The organism is Duganella aceris (genome assembly GCF_011090165.1).
Taxonomy (GTDB): domain Bacteria; phylum Pseudomonadota; class Gammaproteobacteria; order Burkholderiales; family Burkholderiaceae_D; genus Rugamonas; species Rugamonas aceris.
In genome coordinates this window covers 180804-196149 of record NZ_JAADJT010000013.1, presented here as the reverse complement: position 1 = coordinate 196149, position 15346 = coordinate 180804, and the positions used below count along the sequence as shown (strand labels likewise).

Here is a 15346-nt window from a genome sequence, read left to right as displayed (position 1 = left end):
CGTAAAACTACAAAGGATATCGATTATACCACCAGAGACGCCCCTGGTGGCAACTTCAGATTTCCTTAGGCGATGATCTTAGCGACCACGCCTGCACCAACGGTACGGCCACCTTCGCGGATTGCGAAGCGCAGACCTTCTTCCATCGCGATCGGGTTGATCAGCTTGACGGTGATCGACACGTTATCGCCTGGCATGACCATTTCTTTGTCCGCTGGCAGTTCGATCGAACCGGTCACGTCGGTGGTACGGAAGTAGAACTGTGGACGATAGTTGTTGAAGAACGGGGTGTGACGACCGCCTTCGTCTTTCGACAGCACATAGATCTCGCCGGTGAAGTGGTTGTGCGGCTTGATCGAGCCTGGCTTCGCCAGAACCTGACCGCGCTGTACATCTTCACGCTTGGTGCCGCGCAGCAGCAGACCGACGTTGTCGCCGGCTTGACCCTGGTCCAGCAGCTTGCGGAACATTTCCACGCCGGTGCAAGTGGTCTTGACGGTGTCGGTGATGCCGACGATTTCGATTTCTTCGCCGACTTTGACGATACCGCGCTCAACACGACCGGTAACGACGGTGCCGCGACCCGAGATCGAGAACACGTCTTCCACTGGCATCAGGAAGGCGCCATCGACTGCGCGCTCTGGCGTAGGGATGTAGCTATCCAGTGCGTCGGCCAGAGCCATGATGGCTTGCTCGCCCAGAGGACCGGTGTCGCCGTCCAGCGCTTTACGTGCCGAACCTTTGATGATTGGCAGGTCGTCGCCTGGGAACTCGTATTTCGACAGCAACTCACGAACTTCCATTTCGACCAGTTCCAGCAGCTCTTCGTCGTCGACCAGATCGCACTTGTTCAGGAACACGACGATGTATGGAACGCCAACCTGGCGGGCCAGCAGGATGTGTTCGCGGGTCTGTGGCATTGGGCCGTCAGCTGCGGAGCACACCAGGATCGCGCCGTCCATCTGCGCTGCGCCGGTGATCATGTTTTTGATGTAATCGGCGTGGCCTGGGCAGTCAACGTGAGCGTAGTGACGCGCTGCGGTTTCGTACTCGACGTGGGCGGTGTTGATGGTGATGCCGCGTGCTTTTTCTTCCGGTGCCGCATCGATCTGGTCGTATGCTTTAGCTTCGCCGCCGAATTTTTTCGACAGAACAGTTGCGATCGCAGCGGTCAGGGTGGTCTTGCCGTGATCAACGTGACCGATGGTGCCGACGTTGACGTGCGGCTTGGTCCGTTCGAATTTACCTTTTGCCATTTTAGACTCCTAACGATTTGGTGTGATTGCCTGGGCTCGCGCCCGACTGTCTTGATGATGCTGCGTATGTATATATGCTGCGGTGCTGCGGATACTGCGAATTCTGGTGCCCTTTACGTGGATTGAACACGTGGCCTCTCCCTTACCAAGGGAGTGCTCTACCACTGAGCTAAAAGGGCTTATGGGGTACTGCTATTTGATGCCCTGCTTGCGCATCTGCATGCAACAACACTGGAGCGGGTGAAGGGAATCGAACCCTCGTCGTAAGCTTGGAAGGCTTCTGCTCTACCATTGAGCTACACCCGCGAGGATTGTTCACACTTCAGTTTTTACTGCAGTTTTTACTGCGCCACTCAGTCTTCTTGCAAAAACTTGGTGGAGGGGGCTGGATTCGAACCAGCGTACTCATAGAGAACAGATTTACAGTCTGTCGCCTTTAACCACTCGGCCACCCCTCCGCGAGGAACCGCAGAGTATGAAGCAACTTCTTCGACCTGTCAACCCCGCACCGCGTTTTTTACTACTTAAATCGCGTCGCTGTGATTAACCGTCTGCTTCGGGGCGAGATTTTAACTGCACCAACTGCAAAAGTGCAAGTGTTGTTTTTACGTTGCATGTTTTCCTATACAATCGACCAAACAATGTGACATCTGGAGCCCTGGATTTGAACAACCGTAGCGGTCGCTGGCCCATCCTCCTGCTTGCCAATCTCGGCCTTCTGGCCGCCTATGTCCTCGCCGGCCGCCTCGGCCTGCTGCTGGCGATCCCGCCCAGCTACGCTTCCCCGATCTTTCTTCCCGCCGGCATCGCGCTGGCCGGCTGCGTGGTCGGCGGCGCCCGCATGCTGCCGGCGGTGGCGCTCGGCTCGCTCACGGTCAATCTGGTGTATCCCGCGCTCAGCGCCGCCGGCATCACGCCGCTGGCGGTGCTGGCCGCCAGCGCGCCCGCCGTCGGCGCCGCGCTGCAAGCCTGGGCCGGCAGCGTGCTGTTCCGCCGCTACATCGATCCCGCCATCGGCTCCGGACGGGACGTGGTCGGCTTCATCCTGCTGGCCCTGACCGTCACCGTGGTCAGCAGCACGGTCTCGCTGGCCGGCATGGCCGCGCTGGGCATCCTGTCGTGGAGCAGCATCGGCGTCGACTGGCTGGCGTGGTGGATGGGCGACACCATCGGCATCCTGCTGGCGGCGCCGCTGAGCTGGATCGTCATCGGCCGCCCGCGCGCGCTGTGGGCGCGGCGGCGCACGCTGGTGGGCCTGCCGCTGCTGCTGTCGGCGGCCGCCTTCATCGCCATCTACCTGCAGGCCGACCGCTGGGAAAACAACCAGCAGCTGCAGGCGTTCCGCCTCAAGGCGCAGCAGACCGGCGACCTGCTGCAATCGCAGTTCAGCGAGCACGAACGCTTCGTCTTCGCCATGGCCAAGGCGCTCAACGACCCGCGCCGCGCGCTCAACACCGAGGACTTCGGCAACCTGGCGCACGGCTACCTGGACCAGCGCCCCGAGCTGCTGTCGATGGCCTGGCTGATCCCGGTGGCCGGCGAGCAGCGGCCGGGGTTCGAGGCCTGGGCGCGGCGCAACTCGACGCCGGACTTCCAGATCCGCCAGCGCGTCGGCGCCGGCGGCTTCGTGCCGGCCGCCCAGCGCGAGCGCTATTTCGTCTCCACCTTCATCGAGCCGGAACGCGCCCGCGCCTATCTCGGGCTGGACTTCCTGCACGATCCGCAGCGCCGCGCCGCGCTGGAGCGGGCGATCCAGTCCGGCCAGCCGACGTCCACCGCCCCGCTGCAGCTGATCTCGCCGCGCGCCGGCCCCGGCGTGCTGCTGCTGCAGACGGTCTACCCCAACACCAACCGCCACCAGGCGATCGGCGCGCTGCTGATCTCGATGCAGTTCGAGGCCCTGCTGGAGCAGGCGCTGAAGCGCACCGAATTCGGCCACTTCCTGGTCCGTTTCGAGGACACCGACGACGACAGCGCGCGGCGCGTGGTGCACGACACGCTGCACCGCGCCGCCGCGCCGGCCGACTTCCAGCGCCAGCTGCATTTCGGCGGCCGCATCTACGAGCTGACGCTGGCGCCGACGCCGGCCTACCTGCAACAGCAGCGCGGCTGGCAGAGCTGGACGGTGCTGACCTGCGGCCTGCTGCTGACCGGCCTGCTGGGCGCGCTGATGATGCTGATCAGCGGCGAGCGGGCGCGGATCCAGGGCCAGGTCAAGGACAGCACCGCGCGGCTGCGCGAACGCGAGGCGCGGCTGCAGGCGATCCTGAACAAGGCGGCGGACGCCATCCTCACCATCGACGGCGACGGCGTGCTGCTGTCGGCCAACGCGGCGGCCGGGCGGCTGTTCGGCTACGCGCCGGACAAGATGACCGCGCTCAAGCTCGACAGCCTGCTGCCGGTCGGCATCGGCGAAGCGGCCGGCCTCGACGCCGCCGGCATGCTGCGCATGATCGCCTGCGGCGTCACCCACGAATACGAGATTCCCGGCTGGCGCAGCGACGGCAGCGAATTCCCGCTGGCGATGTCGGTCAGCGAAGTCGAGCTGCCGGACGAGCACCTGTTCGTCGCCATCCTGCACGACCTGACCGAGCAGCACCTGGCGCAGGAGCACATCCACCGGCTGGCGCACCACGACACGCTGACCGGGCTGGCCAACCGGCTGTCGCTGAACCTGCGGCTGGAGCAGCTGCTGGCGCAGACCCGGCGCGCGCACGGCGCGGCGGCGGTGCTGTTCATCGATCTGGACCACTTCAAGAAGATCAACGACACCCACGGCCACCAGACCGGCGACCTGCTGCTGGTGGCGGTGGCGCAGCGGCTGCAGGAACTGCTGCGCGAGGTCGACACCATCGCCCGCCTGGGCGGCGACGAATTCATCGTGGTCACCTCCGGCACGGTGACGCCGGACGAAGCGTCCAACATCGCGGTGCGCATCGTCGACGCGCTGGGCGCGCCCTACCACCTGCAGGGCAAGACGGTGCACAGCGGCGCCAGCGTCGGCGTCGCCATGTTCCCGTCGGACGGCGACGACGGCAGCACGCTGCTGCGCCACGCCGACACCGCGATGTACGCCGCCAAGAGCCAGGGACGCGGCAACTTCCAGTTCTTCTCGGCCGAGATGAACACCGCCACCCACGAGCGGCTGATGCTGGAGAACCGGCTGTGGCAGGCGCTGGAGCAGAACGAATTCGAGCTGTACCTGCAGCCGCAGGTCGAGCTGGCGACGCAGCGCATCATCGGCGCCGAAGCGCTGCTGCGCTGGCACCATCCGGAGCTGGGCATGGTGGGGCCGGACCGCTTCATCCCGATCGCCGAGGAATCGGGCCTGATCCTGCCGCTGGGCGACTGGGTGCTGCAACGCGCCTGCGCCCTGCTGGCGTCGTGGCGCACGCCGGGGCTGGCGCATCTGCGGCTGGCGGTGAACCTGTCGGCGCGGCAGTGCCACGGCCCGGGGCTGCTGCCGCAGCTCGACAAGCTGCTGCACGACCACGGCATCGAGCCGGCGCTGCTGGAGCTGGAGATCACTGAATCGGCGGCGATGCAGGATCCGGAGCGCAGCCGCGCGCTGCTGGACCAGCTGCGTTCGCGCGGCATCAAGGTGGCGATCGACGACTTCGGCACCGGCTATTCGTCGTTGAGCTACCTGAAGCTGTTCGAGATCGACCGCATCAAGATCGACCGCGGCTTCGTCAAGGACATCGAGAGCGACCCGAACGACGCGGTGATCGTCGCCGCCACCATCGCGCTGGCGCACTCGCTGGGGCTGGGGGTGGTGGCGGAGGGCGTGGAGACCGAAGCGCAGCGCGACTTCCTGCGCGCCAAGCTATGCGACGAGGCGCAGGGCTACCTGTTCGCCCGGCCGATGCCGGTGGCGCAGTTCGAGGCGATGGTGCTGAGCGAATAGCCGGTGTCAGTGCCGACATTCGGACACGAGCTGTGCCGTAGCGCCGCTACGGCACAGCTCGTGTCCGAATGTCGGCACTGACACCGCTGTTTAATCGGGGGTGCGGCCGATGCTCGGGTCGCGCTCGATCAGGTCCAGCAGCGCGGCCACCACCTCGGGGTCGAACTGCTTGCCGGCGCGCTCGGTGATGTAGCTCATCACCTCGGTGTGCGGCCACGGTTCCTTGTACGGACGCTCGTGCAGCAGCGAGTCGAACACGTCGATCACCGCCACGATGCGCGCCGAAATCGGAATCTCGTTGCCCTTCAGCTGGTTTGGATAGCCGTTGCCGTCGTAGTGCTCGTGATGGCCGCCGGCGATCTCGGCGCCGTAGGTCAGGTAGCTGACGCCGTCGACCATGTTGGCGGCGCGCTCCAGGATCGATTTGCCCACCGCCGCGTGGGTCTGCATCTCGGCCCGCTCCTCCGGCGTGTGGATGCCCGGCTTGAGCAGGATGTGGTCCGGCGTCGCCACCTTGCCGACATCGTGCAGGATCGACGCCAGGCCGATCATCTCCAGCAGCTGCGGCGTGATCTGCTCCGGATAGGCGCCGCGCGCGGCCAGCCGGTTGGCCAGCGACGACGACAGCATCTGCACCCGCCGCACATGGCCGCCGGTGCCGCTGTCGCGGAACTCGGCCAGGTCGGCCAGCGCCACCACGGTCGCCTCCTGCGCCTTGCGCAACTGCCCGAACATGTACAGGTTGTCGAACGCGGCCGCGATGCGCTGGCAGAACACCTCCAGCAGGTCGCGCTGGATCTGCGCCAGCGGCCACGGCGGCGTCACTGAAATCGCCACCTCGCGGTTTTCCTGGGTGTGGATGAACAGCACGTTGGCCGGATGCTCGAACTGGCTTTTCTTTTCGGCGAAGGCCTTGGCGATGGTCGGCCACAGCGGGTGCGCGGTCGGCATCAGCTCCGACTCGCTCAGCTGGGCGTAGCCGCCGGTGGCCGCCACCACGCTGGTGACGCCGGTGTCGCCCTGCATCAGGCACAGCACGCCGTCGGAGCCGACGTCGAGGATGGCGCTGACCTGGTTCAGCACGCCCGAGGCGAATTCGCGCAGCGAGTGGATCTGGTACAGATTGGTGGCGCCGGCCAGGATCTTGCCCAGCCCGATGCGGCTGCGCTCCAGCATGTTCAGGCTCTCGTAGGCGCGCAGCGCCGAGATCACCGTGGTGAACAGCTTCTGCGTGGTCAGCTCGGTCTTGGCCTTGTAGTCGTTGATGTCGTATTCGATGATCACGCGCTGCTCCGGCGCCTGGCCCGGCTGGCCGGTGCGCAGCACCACCCGTACGATCGAATTGTGCAGCTCCTCGCGGATGCGCCGCGCCAGGATCAGGCCGGCGTCGTCGGTCTCCATCACCACGTCCAGCAGCACCAGCGCCACGTCCGGCGTGTCGCGCAGGATGTCGTAGGCCTCGCGCCCGCTGTAGGCGGAGAACAGTTCCAGCTCGCGGCCCTTGAAGCTGACGTTGCGCAGCGCCAGCCGGGTCACGGCGTGCACGTCGACGTCGTCGTCGACGATCAACACCCGCCACGAGCGCGTGTCCGGCGCCCCCAGACCTCCGGCCACGACTTCCTCTTCGTCTTCGTCGATCAGCCAGTTGTCGTCAGAGGGGGTGGAATCGGTCATACGCAATCTCCTGGAGGGGCGCCCGTGGCCCGCATTGACCTAGCATAATCAGATTCCCCAGCGGTGACAACCCCCTTAAGAATTGATAGCAACACTGCCACAAGTTTTTACATCAGGACACTTTGGCTAGTTGCTCGCCGGCGTAGCGCCGGCCTCGGCGCCGGCCGCCGCCGTGCGGTTGGCGCCGCCGCAGCCGGCCGGGTTGGCGCCGGCGTTCAGGTTCTGGTAGCGGATCTCGTATTTGCCGTTGATCAGCTTGTCGACCAGCAGCTTGTCGTGCGCCTGCACGAAGGCGTAGCGCACGTTGGAATGGCGGTCCATGTCGTACACCTTGATGAACACCGCCGAGGCGTTGCCGGCGTTGTCCAGCGTCAGCGCCATGTCGTCGCCGCGGTTGCCGACCGGGAAGCCCTCGATGTAGCCGGATTGCGTCGGCCACGGCTCGCCGTTGGGCGCCACCAGCGTCTGGGTTTCGCTGTCGCATTCGGCGCCGGCGTTCGGCAGCACCACCTGCGACAAGGTCACCACCTTGACCGGCGCCGGCTTGGCGTCGGCGTCGGCACGGCTCGCGGCCCAGCCGTCGCGCAGCGCGCTCTTCGGATCCGGACGCGGATCGGGCTGGGCCTCGTCGCGGGCGCCGCCGCGCGCCGGCTGCGCCGCGTTGGCGTCGATGCCGGTCTTGCCGCCCCACGCCGCCGTCACCATCGACAGCATGCGCGGCTCGTTCATCATGGTCACGCCGGCGGCCCAGCCCAGCGCCAGGCAGGCGGCCAGGCCGCCCCACCAGCGCCAGTCGCGCCCGGGACGCGGCCGGCGCGGCGCGTCGTCGACGTGCTCCGGATGCCAGGCGCGGTCCGGGCCATCGTGGCGGTGCTTGTCGCCGCGCTGGCCGTCCTCGTGGCGGGTGCTCTCCAGCCACTCGATCTCCCACTCCTCGGCGGCGATCCACTCGTCGTGCTCCTTGCGGCGCTGGGTGTCGGACAGGGTGTCGTAGGCGCTGTTGAGGATGGCCATGATGCGCGCGGCCTTCTCATCCCCGGGATTCTTGTCGGGGTGGTATTTTTGGCTGAGGGCCTTGTAGGCGGCACGTATGACCTCCTGCGGCGCCATACGCGACACCTTCAGATTGTCATAGTGAGTGTGGATCTTGGCCATAGCAGGATATCGACGCAGAATCAGTCATCATAGCCGATCTTGGCCGGCGCAAGCCGGCGATCAGGCGCGGAATCGACTTGCTATTCGATCTACTGTGACATTCCGTCTACAGCCGGTGGCTGCGATCCTGCATGGCGATGGCGTCCGGCAGCGCGACATGCTTGCCGATCGCCAGCACTTTGAACAATTCGCCCATCTCGGCCGGCGACACCAGCTTTTGCAGCGCGCTCGCCTGCGGCAGGTAGGCCTTGACGTCGGACGGGTCGGTGCGCAGCAGCAGCTCGCCGATGCCGGCGCCGATCAGGAAGCCGGACTGGTTCAGATAGCCCAGCACCTCGACGCCCGCGTCCTGCGCCGCCAGCGCCATCGCCGTGAAGTCGACGTGGGCGGTGATGTCCTGCAGGCCCGGGTAATAGAACGGGTCGGCGTGCGCGTGGTGGCGGTAGTGGCACATCAGCGTGCCGGTGGCGCGCAGGTCCAGATAATATTCATGGCCCGGGAAGCCGTAGTCGAACAGGAAGGCGGCGTTGGCGCCGCCGTTGCGCAACATGCGGCTCAGGGTGGCCATGAAGCCGCAGGCCACGCCGTGCACCTCGGTCACGTAGCCGACCGGCAGCTGCTCGTCGGCGCCGATCTGGCGCGCGATCTGCGCCAGCAACCCGGCGTCGGCCGGCGTCTCCAGGTAGGCGAAGCGCCCGTCGCGCACCGTCACCTGCAATTCCTGCCAGCCTTCGGGATGTTTGGTGACCAGCTGCACCGGCATCGCGTCCAGCACCTCGTTGCCGAAAACGACGCCGTCGAAGGCGTCCGGGAAGGCGTCCAGCCACTCCACCTGCGGGAAGTCGCGCAGCTTTTCCCGCTGCCGCGCGCGCAGTTCGCCGGACAGTTCGACGATGCTGTAACGCTCGACGCGGACGCCGGCCGCGGCCAGCTCGGTCAGGATGTCGAACGCCAGCTTGCCGGTGCCGGCGCCGAATTCGAGGATGCGCGGCGCGCTTTGGGCGATAATAGCGGCTGCAACCCGCGCCAGCGCCGCGCCGAACAGCGGCGTCAGTTCCGGCGCCGTGGTGAAATCGCCATCTTTTCCCAGCTTGGCGGAGCCGCCGCTGTAGTAGCCCAGATCGGGCGCGTACAGCGCCAGCTCCATGAAGCGGGCGAAGGAAATGGCGCCCGCATGGCGTTCGATGTCGGCGGCGATCAGGCGCTGCAGGGCGTGGGACGCGGCCAGCGCGTCGCTAGAAGGTACGGGTAGGGACATACCGGCATTATATCCAAGACGAACATGATGACAGCACAGGACAATCAGACACCCGGCGCGCGCGTCGCGCTGGTCACCGGCGCCGGGCGCCGCATCGGCCGCGCCATCGCGCTCGGGCTGGCGCGCGCCGGCTGGGACGTGGCGGTGCACTACCGCGCCTCCGGGGCCGAGGCCTTGCGCGTGGTCGAGGAGATCGCCGCGCTGGGCCGCCGCGCCGTGGCGCTGCAATGCGAGCTGGCCGACGAGGCGGCGGTGCGCGCGCTGCTGCCGCGCGCCGAGGCGGCGCTGGGCGCGGTGCGCTGCGTGGTCAACAACGCCTCGCTGTTCGATTACGACAGCGCCACCGACTTCAGCGCGGCCAGGCTGGACGCCCACATGCGCGCCAACGTCGCCGCGCCCATCCTGCTGGCGCAGGCGCTGCACGCGGCCACCGCGCCGGACGCGCAAGCGGTGGTGATCAATTTGCTCGACCAGAAACTGTACAATCTCAATCCTGATTTTTTGTCGTACACCCTGTCCAAGGCGGCGCTGCAGACCGCCACCACGATGCTGGCGCAGCAGCTGGCGCCGACGGTGCGGGTGGTCGGCATCGCGCCGGGCATCACCATGGTGTCCGGCGACCAGACCGAGGCCGGATTCGCCGACGCGCACCGGCAAACGCCGCTGGGCCGTTCCAGCACCCCCGAAGACATCGCCGACAGCGTGGTCTACGCCGCCTCGGCGCGCGCCCTGACCGGCACCACGCTGCTGGTCGACGGCGGCCAGCACCTGGTGCCGCTGCCGCGCGACGTGATGTTCCTGACCAAATAAATTTAAACGAAAAAGGTAATCCTCCATGTTGTCCGCCCTGATCCACCCGCAACTGAACGACTGTCGCCGCCTGTTCCTGCGCAACTACGAAGTCCTGATCAACATCGGCGTCTACGAGTTCGAGAAAAAGGGCGAGCAGCGCCTGCTGATCAACGTCGACCTGTACATCCCGCTGGCGGTGTCGTCGCCGACCCACGACCAGCTGGAGGAAGTGGTGGACTACGATTTCATGCGCGACACCATCGCCAAGCGCATGTCGCAAGGCCACGTGCACTTGCAGGAGACGCTGTGCGACGACATCGTGCGTTCGATGCTGGAGCATCCGCGCGTGCGCGCCGCCCGCGTCTCGACCATGAAGCCGGACGTGTATCCCGACTGCGAAGGCGTCGGCGTTGAAGTATTCAAGATCAAGGACAATGTATGAGCGCAGTATTGGAAAACGTGGGCGCCAAGGCGGCCGAAAAGATCGCCCTGGAGAACAACAAGCTGCACAAGCGGCTGTGCCGCCTGGTCGGCCAGGCCATCGGCGATTTCAACATGATCGAGGACGGCGACAAGGTCATGGTCTGCCTCTCCGGCGGCAAGGACTCCTACGCGCTGCTGGACATCCTGATGACGCTGCGCGAACGCGCGCCGATCAACTTCGAGCTCATCGCCGTCAACCTGGACCAGAAGCAGCCCAACTTCCCGGACCACATCCTGCCGGCCTACCTGGAAAAACTGGGCATCCCGTTCCACATCGAGAACCAGGACACCTACAGCATCGTCAAGCGCCTGATCCCGGAAGGGAAGACCACCTGCTCGCTGTGCTCGCGCCTGCGCCGCGGCATCCTGTACCGCGTCGCCGATGAACTGGGCTGCAACAAGATCGCGCTCGGCCACCACCGCGACGACATCCTCGAGACCTTCTTCCTGAACATGTTCTTCGGCGGGAAGCTGAAAGCCATGCCGGCCAAGCTGGTGTCGGACGACGGCAAGCACATGGTGATCCGCCCGCTGGCCTACGTGAAGGAAGAAGACAGCGAACGCTACGCCGAAGTCAAAGGCTTCCCGATCATCCCGTGCGACCTGTGCGGCTCGCAGGAGAACCTGCAGCGCAAGCAGATCAAGGGCCTGATGCGCGAATGGGAAAAGAAATTCCCCGGCCGCGTCGAGAGCATCTTCTCCTCGCTGTCGACGGTGGTGCCGTCGCACCTGATGGACCGCGACCTGTTCGGCTTCAAGGACATCAAGGCCGACGGCCAGGCCAACCCGCTGGGCGACATCGCCTTCGACGAAGAGCCATGCTCGACGCCGGCCACGGTGCCCGGCATCATCCCCCTCCAACGGGGGCAGTGACCGCTTCCTTCGCCCCCGGCTAGAATGCTGCTCCAACAACCAGGGTAAAGGAGTAGTCATGAACCTGAAGATCGAAAACAAGATGCTGACCGAAGCGACGCTGGCCAAGTTCGCGCCGAAGAAGAACGGCGACGGCGACGGCGCCGATTTCGCCTCGATGCTGAAGCACGCCGAAGTCAAGCAGTCGGAGTCGGCGTCGCAGCTGGAGCAGTACATGAAGATGACGCCGGCCCAGCGCATGGCGGCATCCATCATGAAAAGCATGGGCATCACCCAGGCCGAATTCGACGCCATGTCGCCGGAACAGCAGGCCGCCGTCACCGCCAAGATCGCCGAGATCATGAAGCAGCAGATGGACGAGCAGATGGCCGCCAAGCAGGCCGGCAAGTCCAGCCCCGCGCTGTAAAACAAAAACGGGCCGCAAGGCCCGTTTTCAACTTAGAACTTCTGCGCGGTGCGCATCACCGGATACAGGTTGTAGCGCTCGTCCCACGACGAGTGGCGCTTAGCGAAGAACTCCAGCCGCTTGGCCGGCGTCTTGTTGAACTCCGCGTCCGTGTCGACCTTTTTCTGGAACTCCGCACGCAGCGCCGGATCGGTTTCCAGCTGATCGCGCGCGACCTCCTCCGCCACGTAATCCTCCATGTACTCCTTGCGCTCGAAGGCGTTGTTGAACACGCCCCAGGCCAGCAGGCTATCGGCGCCGCGCGGCTCCAGCATCGTCATCACCAGCCGCGCCTTCGGTTGCGCGATCGGCACGAACAACGCGCCCTGCACCAGGCTGCGCCGCTCGCGCGCCCACTCGCCCTCCACCGCCAGCGCCTGATGGCCCTCGAACGACTGCGTGCCGAACTTGGTCTTGGTGGCGCGGAAGGTCTCGACTTCGGCCGACATCTGGTCGGCGCCGATGGTCTTGAAGCTGATACCGTGCTGCTTCAGCTTCGCGCCCACCTGCGCCGCGAACGCCGCCGGGATCACATAGCCGCCGCGCGGCGCCGCCACCTTATAGTCCGGCACCACTTCGTCGCGCAACGGCACGGTCCACATCTGCGGCTTGCTCTCGTCGTAGTGCGTCATCAGGCCGCCCGAGATTTCCGAGTAGCCGCGCGTGTATTCATAGCCGGGGAACTGAATGCTCTTGGCGTTGAAGGTGGTGCGGTAGCTGAGCGGAAAATCGGCGCCGCCCATGGCCACCGCGCGCGCGTCGGCGTCGCGCGTCAGCTTCTGCCATTCCTTGCCGTGCGCGGCGACCTGCGACAGCAGCGAGACGATGGTGTTGCGGGTGATGCGCACGCGGGTCGGGTAATCCTTCCACGAATGGGTCTCGACCAGCATCGCGAAGCGGTTACGCATCGGGAAGTAGCCGGTCGAGAAGCGCGGCGTCGACATGCTGTCGACGAAGCCGGAGGTCGGATCGTCCTCCTTGTCGAAGGAGATGTAGTACGGCTTCGGATCGGAACCCTGCGCCTTCAGGTCCGCCATCACGGCGCTTTGCAGCGCGCTGCCGGCGCGCTTCAGTTCCTCGTCGCCGCCGTGCACCGGCTCGACCTGGATCGAGACGTCGGGCTGGAACTTGGCGCCGTCGGTCACGTGCAGGTCGACGTAGGCCAGCGGATCCCAAGCGTTGACCAGCGCCAGCATGGCCTGCATCTCGGGCGCGTCGGCCTTGACGTAGTCGCGGTTCAGGTTGAAGTTCTGCGCCGTGGTGCGCCAGCCCATTTCCACCGGGCCGCGCTGGTTCGGACGGTTGTATTTGCCGAAGCGCTCATGGCCGTCGACGTTGAACACCGGGACGAACAACAGCACCTGCTGGTCCAGCGCGCCCGGCGCCGCCTTGTTCTCCAGCGCCTCGCGCAGCGCCAGGAAGCCGGCGTCCTTGCCGTCGATCTCGCCGGCGTGGATGCCGCCCTGGATCAGCATCACAGGCACGCCCTTCTTCTTCGCCTGCTCGGCGGTCAGCGCGCCGGTGCGCGACACGGCCAGCGCCAGCATCGGCCGGCCTTCCGGCGTGCGGCCGAATTCGAAGCAGCGCACCTGTTTCGGATACGCCTTCTGGAAGCGCGCGCACAGGTCGACCACTTCGGCGTAGCGGCCGGTGCTCTGGAAGCCGGAGCGTTCGGAGACGGTGCTCAGCGACGAGGAGGAAGGCGAGGCGGAAGGCGAGGCGGACGGCGCGGCGGCCAGCGCGGCGGCGGAGGAAGTGGCGGCAAAGGCAAGCAGTATTGCGGAACGAATCATGGACGGGCTTCCAGCGGTGGTTGATCGACCGATGCCTGTACCGGCATCGGATACGATGGAAATTATAGTCGGCTTTGCGCGTCAGCGACTGCGGATGGAGATTTCCTTCACCTCCGGCCGCACCAGCCGCATGGCGCCGGCTTCGCTGCGGTTGCGCGCCGGCGCCGCCGGGCAGACGCCGTTGGCGCGGTAGCTGAGCGCGGTGGCCAGCACGCTTTCGGTTGGATCGCCCATCGGCCGCGTCAGGTCGTCGGCGACGTTGCAGGTCGGCTGGAAGCCGTCCGCGTAATCGCCGAAGCCCTTGTTGTTTGTCCCCTGCATTTCGATCGAGAAGTAGGTGGTGCCGCAGTTCGACGCCGGCGTGAAGGCATACGGCTTGCCGCAGGTCTCGCCGCCAATCAGGTTCACTTCGATATCGATCCCGCGCAGGCTGTTGACCACCGATTCGCTGGCGGAGCAGGTACCGGGCGTGGTCAGGATCGTCACGCGCTTCAGCCCCAGATAGGGCAGCACGGTGCCCGGCCTGATCTGCGTCGAAACGAATCCGGTCGCGGTCGAGCGGAACCCCTGCGCCGGCTTGGGTTTGGTCTTGTCGTTGTACAGCAGGCGCTCGAACACTTTGCCGTCGGTCGCGTCCGGGCCGGCGATCATGTAGGCCAGTTCGCTGGCGATGCTGAGATAGCCGCCGCCGTTGTAGCGCATGTCCAGCACCAGATCCTTGACCCCGGCCGCCTTGAAGGTGGTGACCGCATCCACCAGCGGACGTTCCGATACCGCGTTGTGGTCGTCGAACTGCAGGTAGCCGACCTTGCCGGTGGGCGTGTCCAGCACCTTGACATTCTGCACCGGCGCCATGCTCAGTTGTGCCGACAACAGCGATGCCGTGATGGTGCTGCCGCCGCGCGACAGCACCAGCTTGTGCGTCTCGCCGGCCTTGGCGGGGAACAGGCCGGCGTTGAGCACCGCGATGCCGGCAGGGGTGGTGTCAGCTATGTTGACGCCGTCGACCGACACTAGTCGATCGCCACGCAGCAGTCCGGCCGCCGATGCCGGCGAATCCGGTTCCACCAGCGTCACCACCCACACGCGTGGCGTGTTGGCGTCGACGCTGCGGACCCAGGTCAGGCCGTAGCTCAGCTCCACGCCGCTGCCGCTCATCGCATTCCACACGTCGCTTGGATAGGTGAAGTGGAAGCGGTCCTTGGCGCGGCCGGAAGCGGTCAGCAGCGGCGTTTTCAGCGCGGCGAAATAATCGACCGGCCGCGCGTAGTCGGCCATGTTCAGCGTGGGCAGCTCGCGGTACCACAAATAGGTCTCGTCCACGTAGAACTTGATGAATTTCAGCTCGTCGGTCAGCGTGCCCTGGCGGTCCAGGTAAGGGAAGCCGTTCGGCGCCAGCGTCTTGCGCGGATGCTCGCACAGGTTGAACAGCGACAGCCAGTCCTGCACGGGCGGCGTGACCGGCGGGGTCACGGGCGGTGTCTCGGGAGGGGTGACCGGTGGCGTCTCGGGTGGTGTCACCGGCGGTGTTACCGGGGGAGTTTCAGGCGGCGTGACCGGCGGCGTTACGGGAGGCGTCACCGGCGGCGGCGTGGCAACGGGCGGCGTGGTGTCCGATCCGCCGCCGCAAGCGGCCAGCAGCGTCAGGATAGCGGAAACGGCGAGAAGTCGGGGTGTCAGTTTCATCAGGGAATTATATCCCCGCCGACG

At 65.9% G+C, this 15346-nt stretch carries 11 protein-coding genes and 3 tRNA genes; 5 read left to right on the top strand and 9 right to left on the bottom strand.

What is annotated here, in order from left to right; genetic code table 11:
• Positions 1-65 precede the first annotated feature (65 nt).
• The 4 genes from tuf to GW587_RS25620 all read right to left on the bottom strand — a co-directional run bounded on the left by tuf (position 66) and on the right by GW587_RS25620 (position 1714).
• Positions 66-1256 carry an elongation factor Tu gene (tuf, locus tag GW587_RS25635; RefSeq protein ID WP_166107731.1) on the bottom strand — a complete coding sequence of 397 codons (1191 nt, stop codon included), beginning with the start codon at positions 1254-1256 and terminating at the stop codon, positions 66-68.
• 104 nt (positions 1257-1360) lie between these two features.
• A tRNA-Thr gene (locus tag GW587_RS25630) sits at positions 1361-1435 on the bottom strand.
• 53 nt (positions 1436-1488) lie between these two features.
• Positions 1489-1562, bottom strand: a tRNA-Gly gene (locus GW587_RS25625).
• A 67-nt stretch (positions 1563-1629) separates the two neighbouring features.
• A tRNA-Tyr gene (locus GW587_RS25620) sits at positions 1630-1714 on the bottom strand.
• Between the two features lie 206 nt (positions 1715-1920).
• Between GW587_RS25620 and GW587_RS25615 the strand changes: the two genes are divergently transcribed.
• Complete coding sequence (locus GW587_RS25615) at positions 1921-5163, top strand: EAL domain-containing protein (RefSeq protein ID WP_166107730.1); 3243 nt, start codon at positions 1921-1923, stop codon at positions 5161-5163.
• 90 nt (positions 5164-5253) lie between these two features.
• On the opposite strand, the gene GW587_RS25610 is transcribed toward GW587_RS25615, so the two are convergent.
• The 3 genes from GW587_RS25610 to GW587_RS25600 form a co-directional block, all read right to left on the bottom strand.
• A complete protein-coding gene (locus tag GW587_RS25610; protein WP_166107729.1) occupies positions 5254-6837 on the bottom strand; it encodes a DUF3369 domain-containing protein in 1584 nt (527 codons plus the stop codon).
• A gap of 126 nt (positions 6838-6963) precedes the next feature.
• Complete coding sequence (locus GW587_RS25605) at positions 6964-7992, bottom strand: J domain-containing protein (protein WP_166107728.1); 1029 nt, start codon at positions 7990-7992, stop codon at positions 6964-6966.
• A gap of 106 nt (positions 7993-8098) precedes the next feature.
• Positions 8099-9250: a class I SAM-dependent methyltransferase gene (locus tag GW587_RS25600; RefSeq protein WP_166107727.1), complete on the bottom strand. Its 1152-nt coding sequence runs from the start codon at positions 9248-9250 to the stop codon at positions 8099-8101.
• Between the two features lie 24 nt (positions 9251-9274).
• Here GW587_RS25600 and GW587_RS25595 point away from each other — a divergent pair, with 24 nt between their 5' ends.
• From GW587_RS25595 to GW587_RS25580, 4 genes are read left to right on the top strand one after another with little or no spacing between them, the layout of a single operon-like run.
• Positions 9275-10060: an SDR family oxidoreductase gene (locus GW587_RS25595; protein ID WP_166107726.1), complete on the top strand. Its 786-nt coding sequence runs from the start codon at positions 9275-9277 to the stop codon at positions 10058-10060.
• Positions 10061-10085: 25 nt separating this feature from the next.
• Positions 10086-10484 (top strand): dihydroneopterin aldolase, encoded by a 399-nt coding sequence (locus GW587_RS25590; protein WP_166107725.1) that lies wholly within the window; start codon positions 10086-10088, stop codon positions 10482-10484.
• The gene (gene ttcA / locus GW587_RS25585; protein WP_166107724.1) at positions 10481-11398 is read left to right on the top strand and encodes a tRNA 2-thiocytidine(32) synthetase TtcA; all 918 of its coding nucleotides are present in this window, start codon (positions 10481-10483) and stop codon (positions 11396-11398) included. Before GW587_RS25590 ends, ttcA begins: the two co-directional genes overlap by 4 nt.
• A 58-nt stretch (positions 11399-11456) precedes the next feature.
• Positions 11457-11804 (top strand): hypothetical protein, encoded by a 348-nt coding sequence (locus GW587_RS25580; RefSeq protein ID WP_166107723.1) that lies wholly within the window; start codon positions 11457-11459, stop codon positions 11802-11804.
• A gap of 32 nt (positions 11805-11836) precedes the next feature.
• Here the strand turns inward: GW587_RS25580 and GW587_RS25575 are convergent, their stop codons facing one another.
• Both GW587_RS25575 and GW587_RS25570 read right to left on the bottom strand, forming a co-directional pair.
• The gene (locus tag GW587_RS25575) at positions 11837-13636 is read right to left on the bottom strand and encodes a M14 family metallopeptidase (protein WP_166107722.1); all 1800 of its coding nucleotides are present in this window, start codon (positions 13634-13636) and stop codon (positions 11837-11839) included.
• A gap of 81 nt (positions 13637-13717) precedes the next feature.
• Positions 13718-15322, bottom strand: coding sequence for a S41 family peptidase (locus GW587_RS25570; RefSeq protein WP_166107721.1), 1605 nt, complete (start codon positions 15320-15322; stop codon positions 13718-13720).
• Between the last annotated feature and the right edge of the window lie 24 nt (positions 15323-15346).

Bases quoted from the DNA above. Each gene is read 5' to 3' on its own strand.
- tuf (WP_166107731.1), bottom strand. From the start codon at position 1,256: ATGGCAAAAGGTAAATTCGAACGGACCAAGCCGCACGTCAACGTCGGC.
- GW587_RS25610 (WP_166107729.1), bottom strand. From the start codon at position 6,837: ATGACCGATTCCACCCCCTCTGACGACAACTGGCTGATCGACGAAGAC.
- GW587_RS25605 (WP_166107728.1), bottom strand. From the start codon at position 7,992: ATGGCCAAGATCCACACTCACTATGACAATCTGAAGGTGTCGCGTATG.
- GW587_RS25600 (WP_166107727.1), bottom strand. From the start codon at position 9,250: ATGTCCCTACCCGTACCTTCTAGCGACGCGCTGGCCGCGTCCCACGCC.
- GW587_RS25595 (WP_166107726.1), top strand. From the start codon at position 9,275: ATGATGACAGCACAGGACAATCAGACACCCGGCGCGCGCGTCGCGCTG.
- GW587_RS25590 (WP_166107725.1), top strand. From the start codon at position 10,086: ATGTTGTCCGCCCTGATCCACCCGCAACTGAACGACTGTCGCCGCCTG.
- ttcA (WP_166107724.1), top strand. From the start codon at position 10,481: ATGAGCGCAGTATTGGAAAACGTGGGCGCCAAGGCGGCCGAAAAGATC.
- GW587_RS25580 (WP_166107723.1), top strand. From the start codon at position 11,457: ATGAACCTGAAGATCGAAAACAAGATGCTGACCGAAGCGACGCTGGCC.
- GW587_RS25575 (WP_166107722.1), bottom strand. From the start codon at position 13,636: ATGATTCGTTCCGCAATACTGCTTGCCTTTGCCGCCACTTCCTCCGCC.
- GW587_RS25570 (WP_166107721.1), bottom strand. From the start codon at position 15,322: ATGAAACTGACACCCCGACTTCTCGCCGTTTCCGCTATCCTGACGCTG.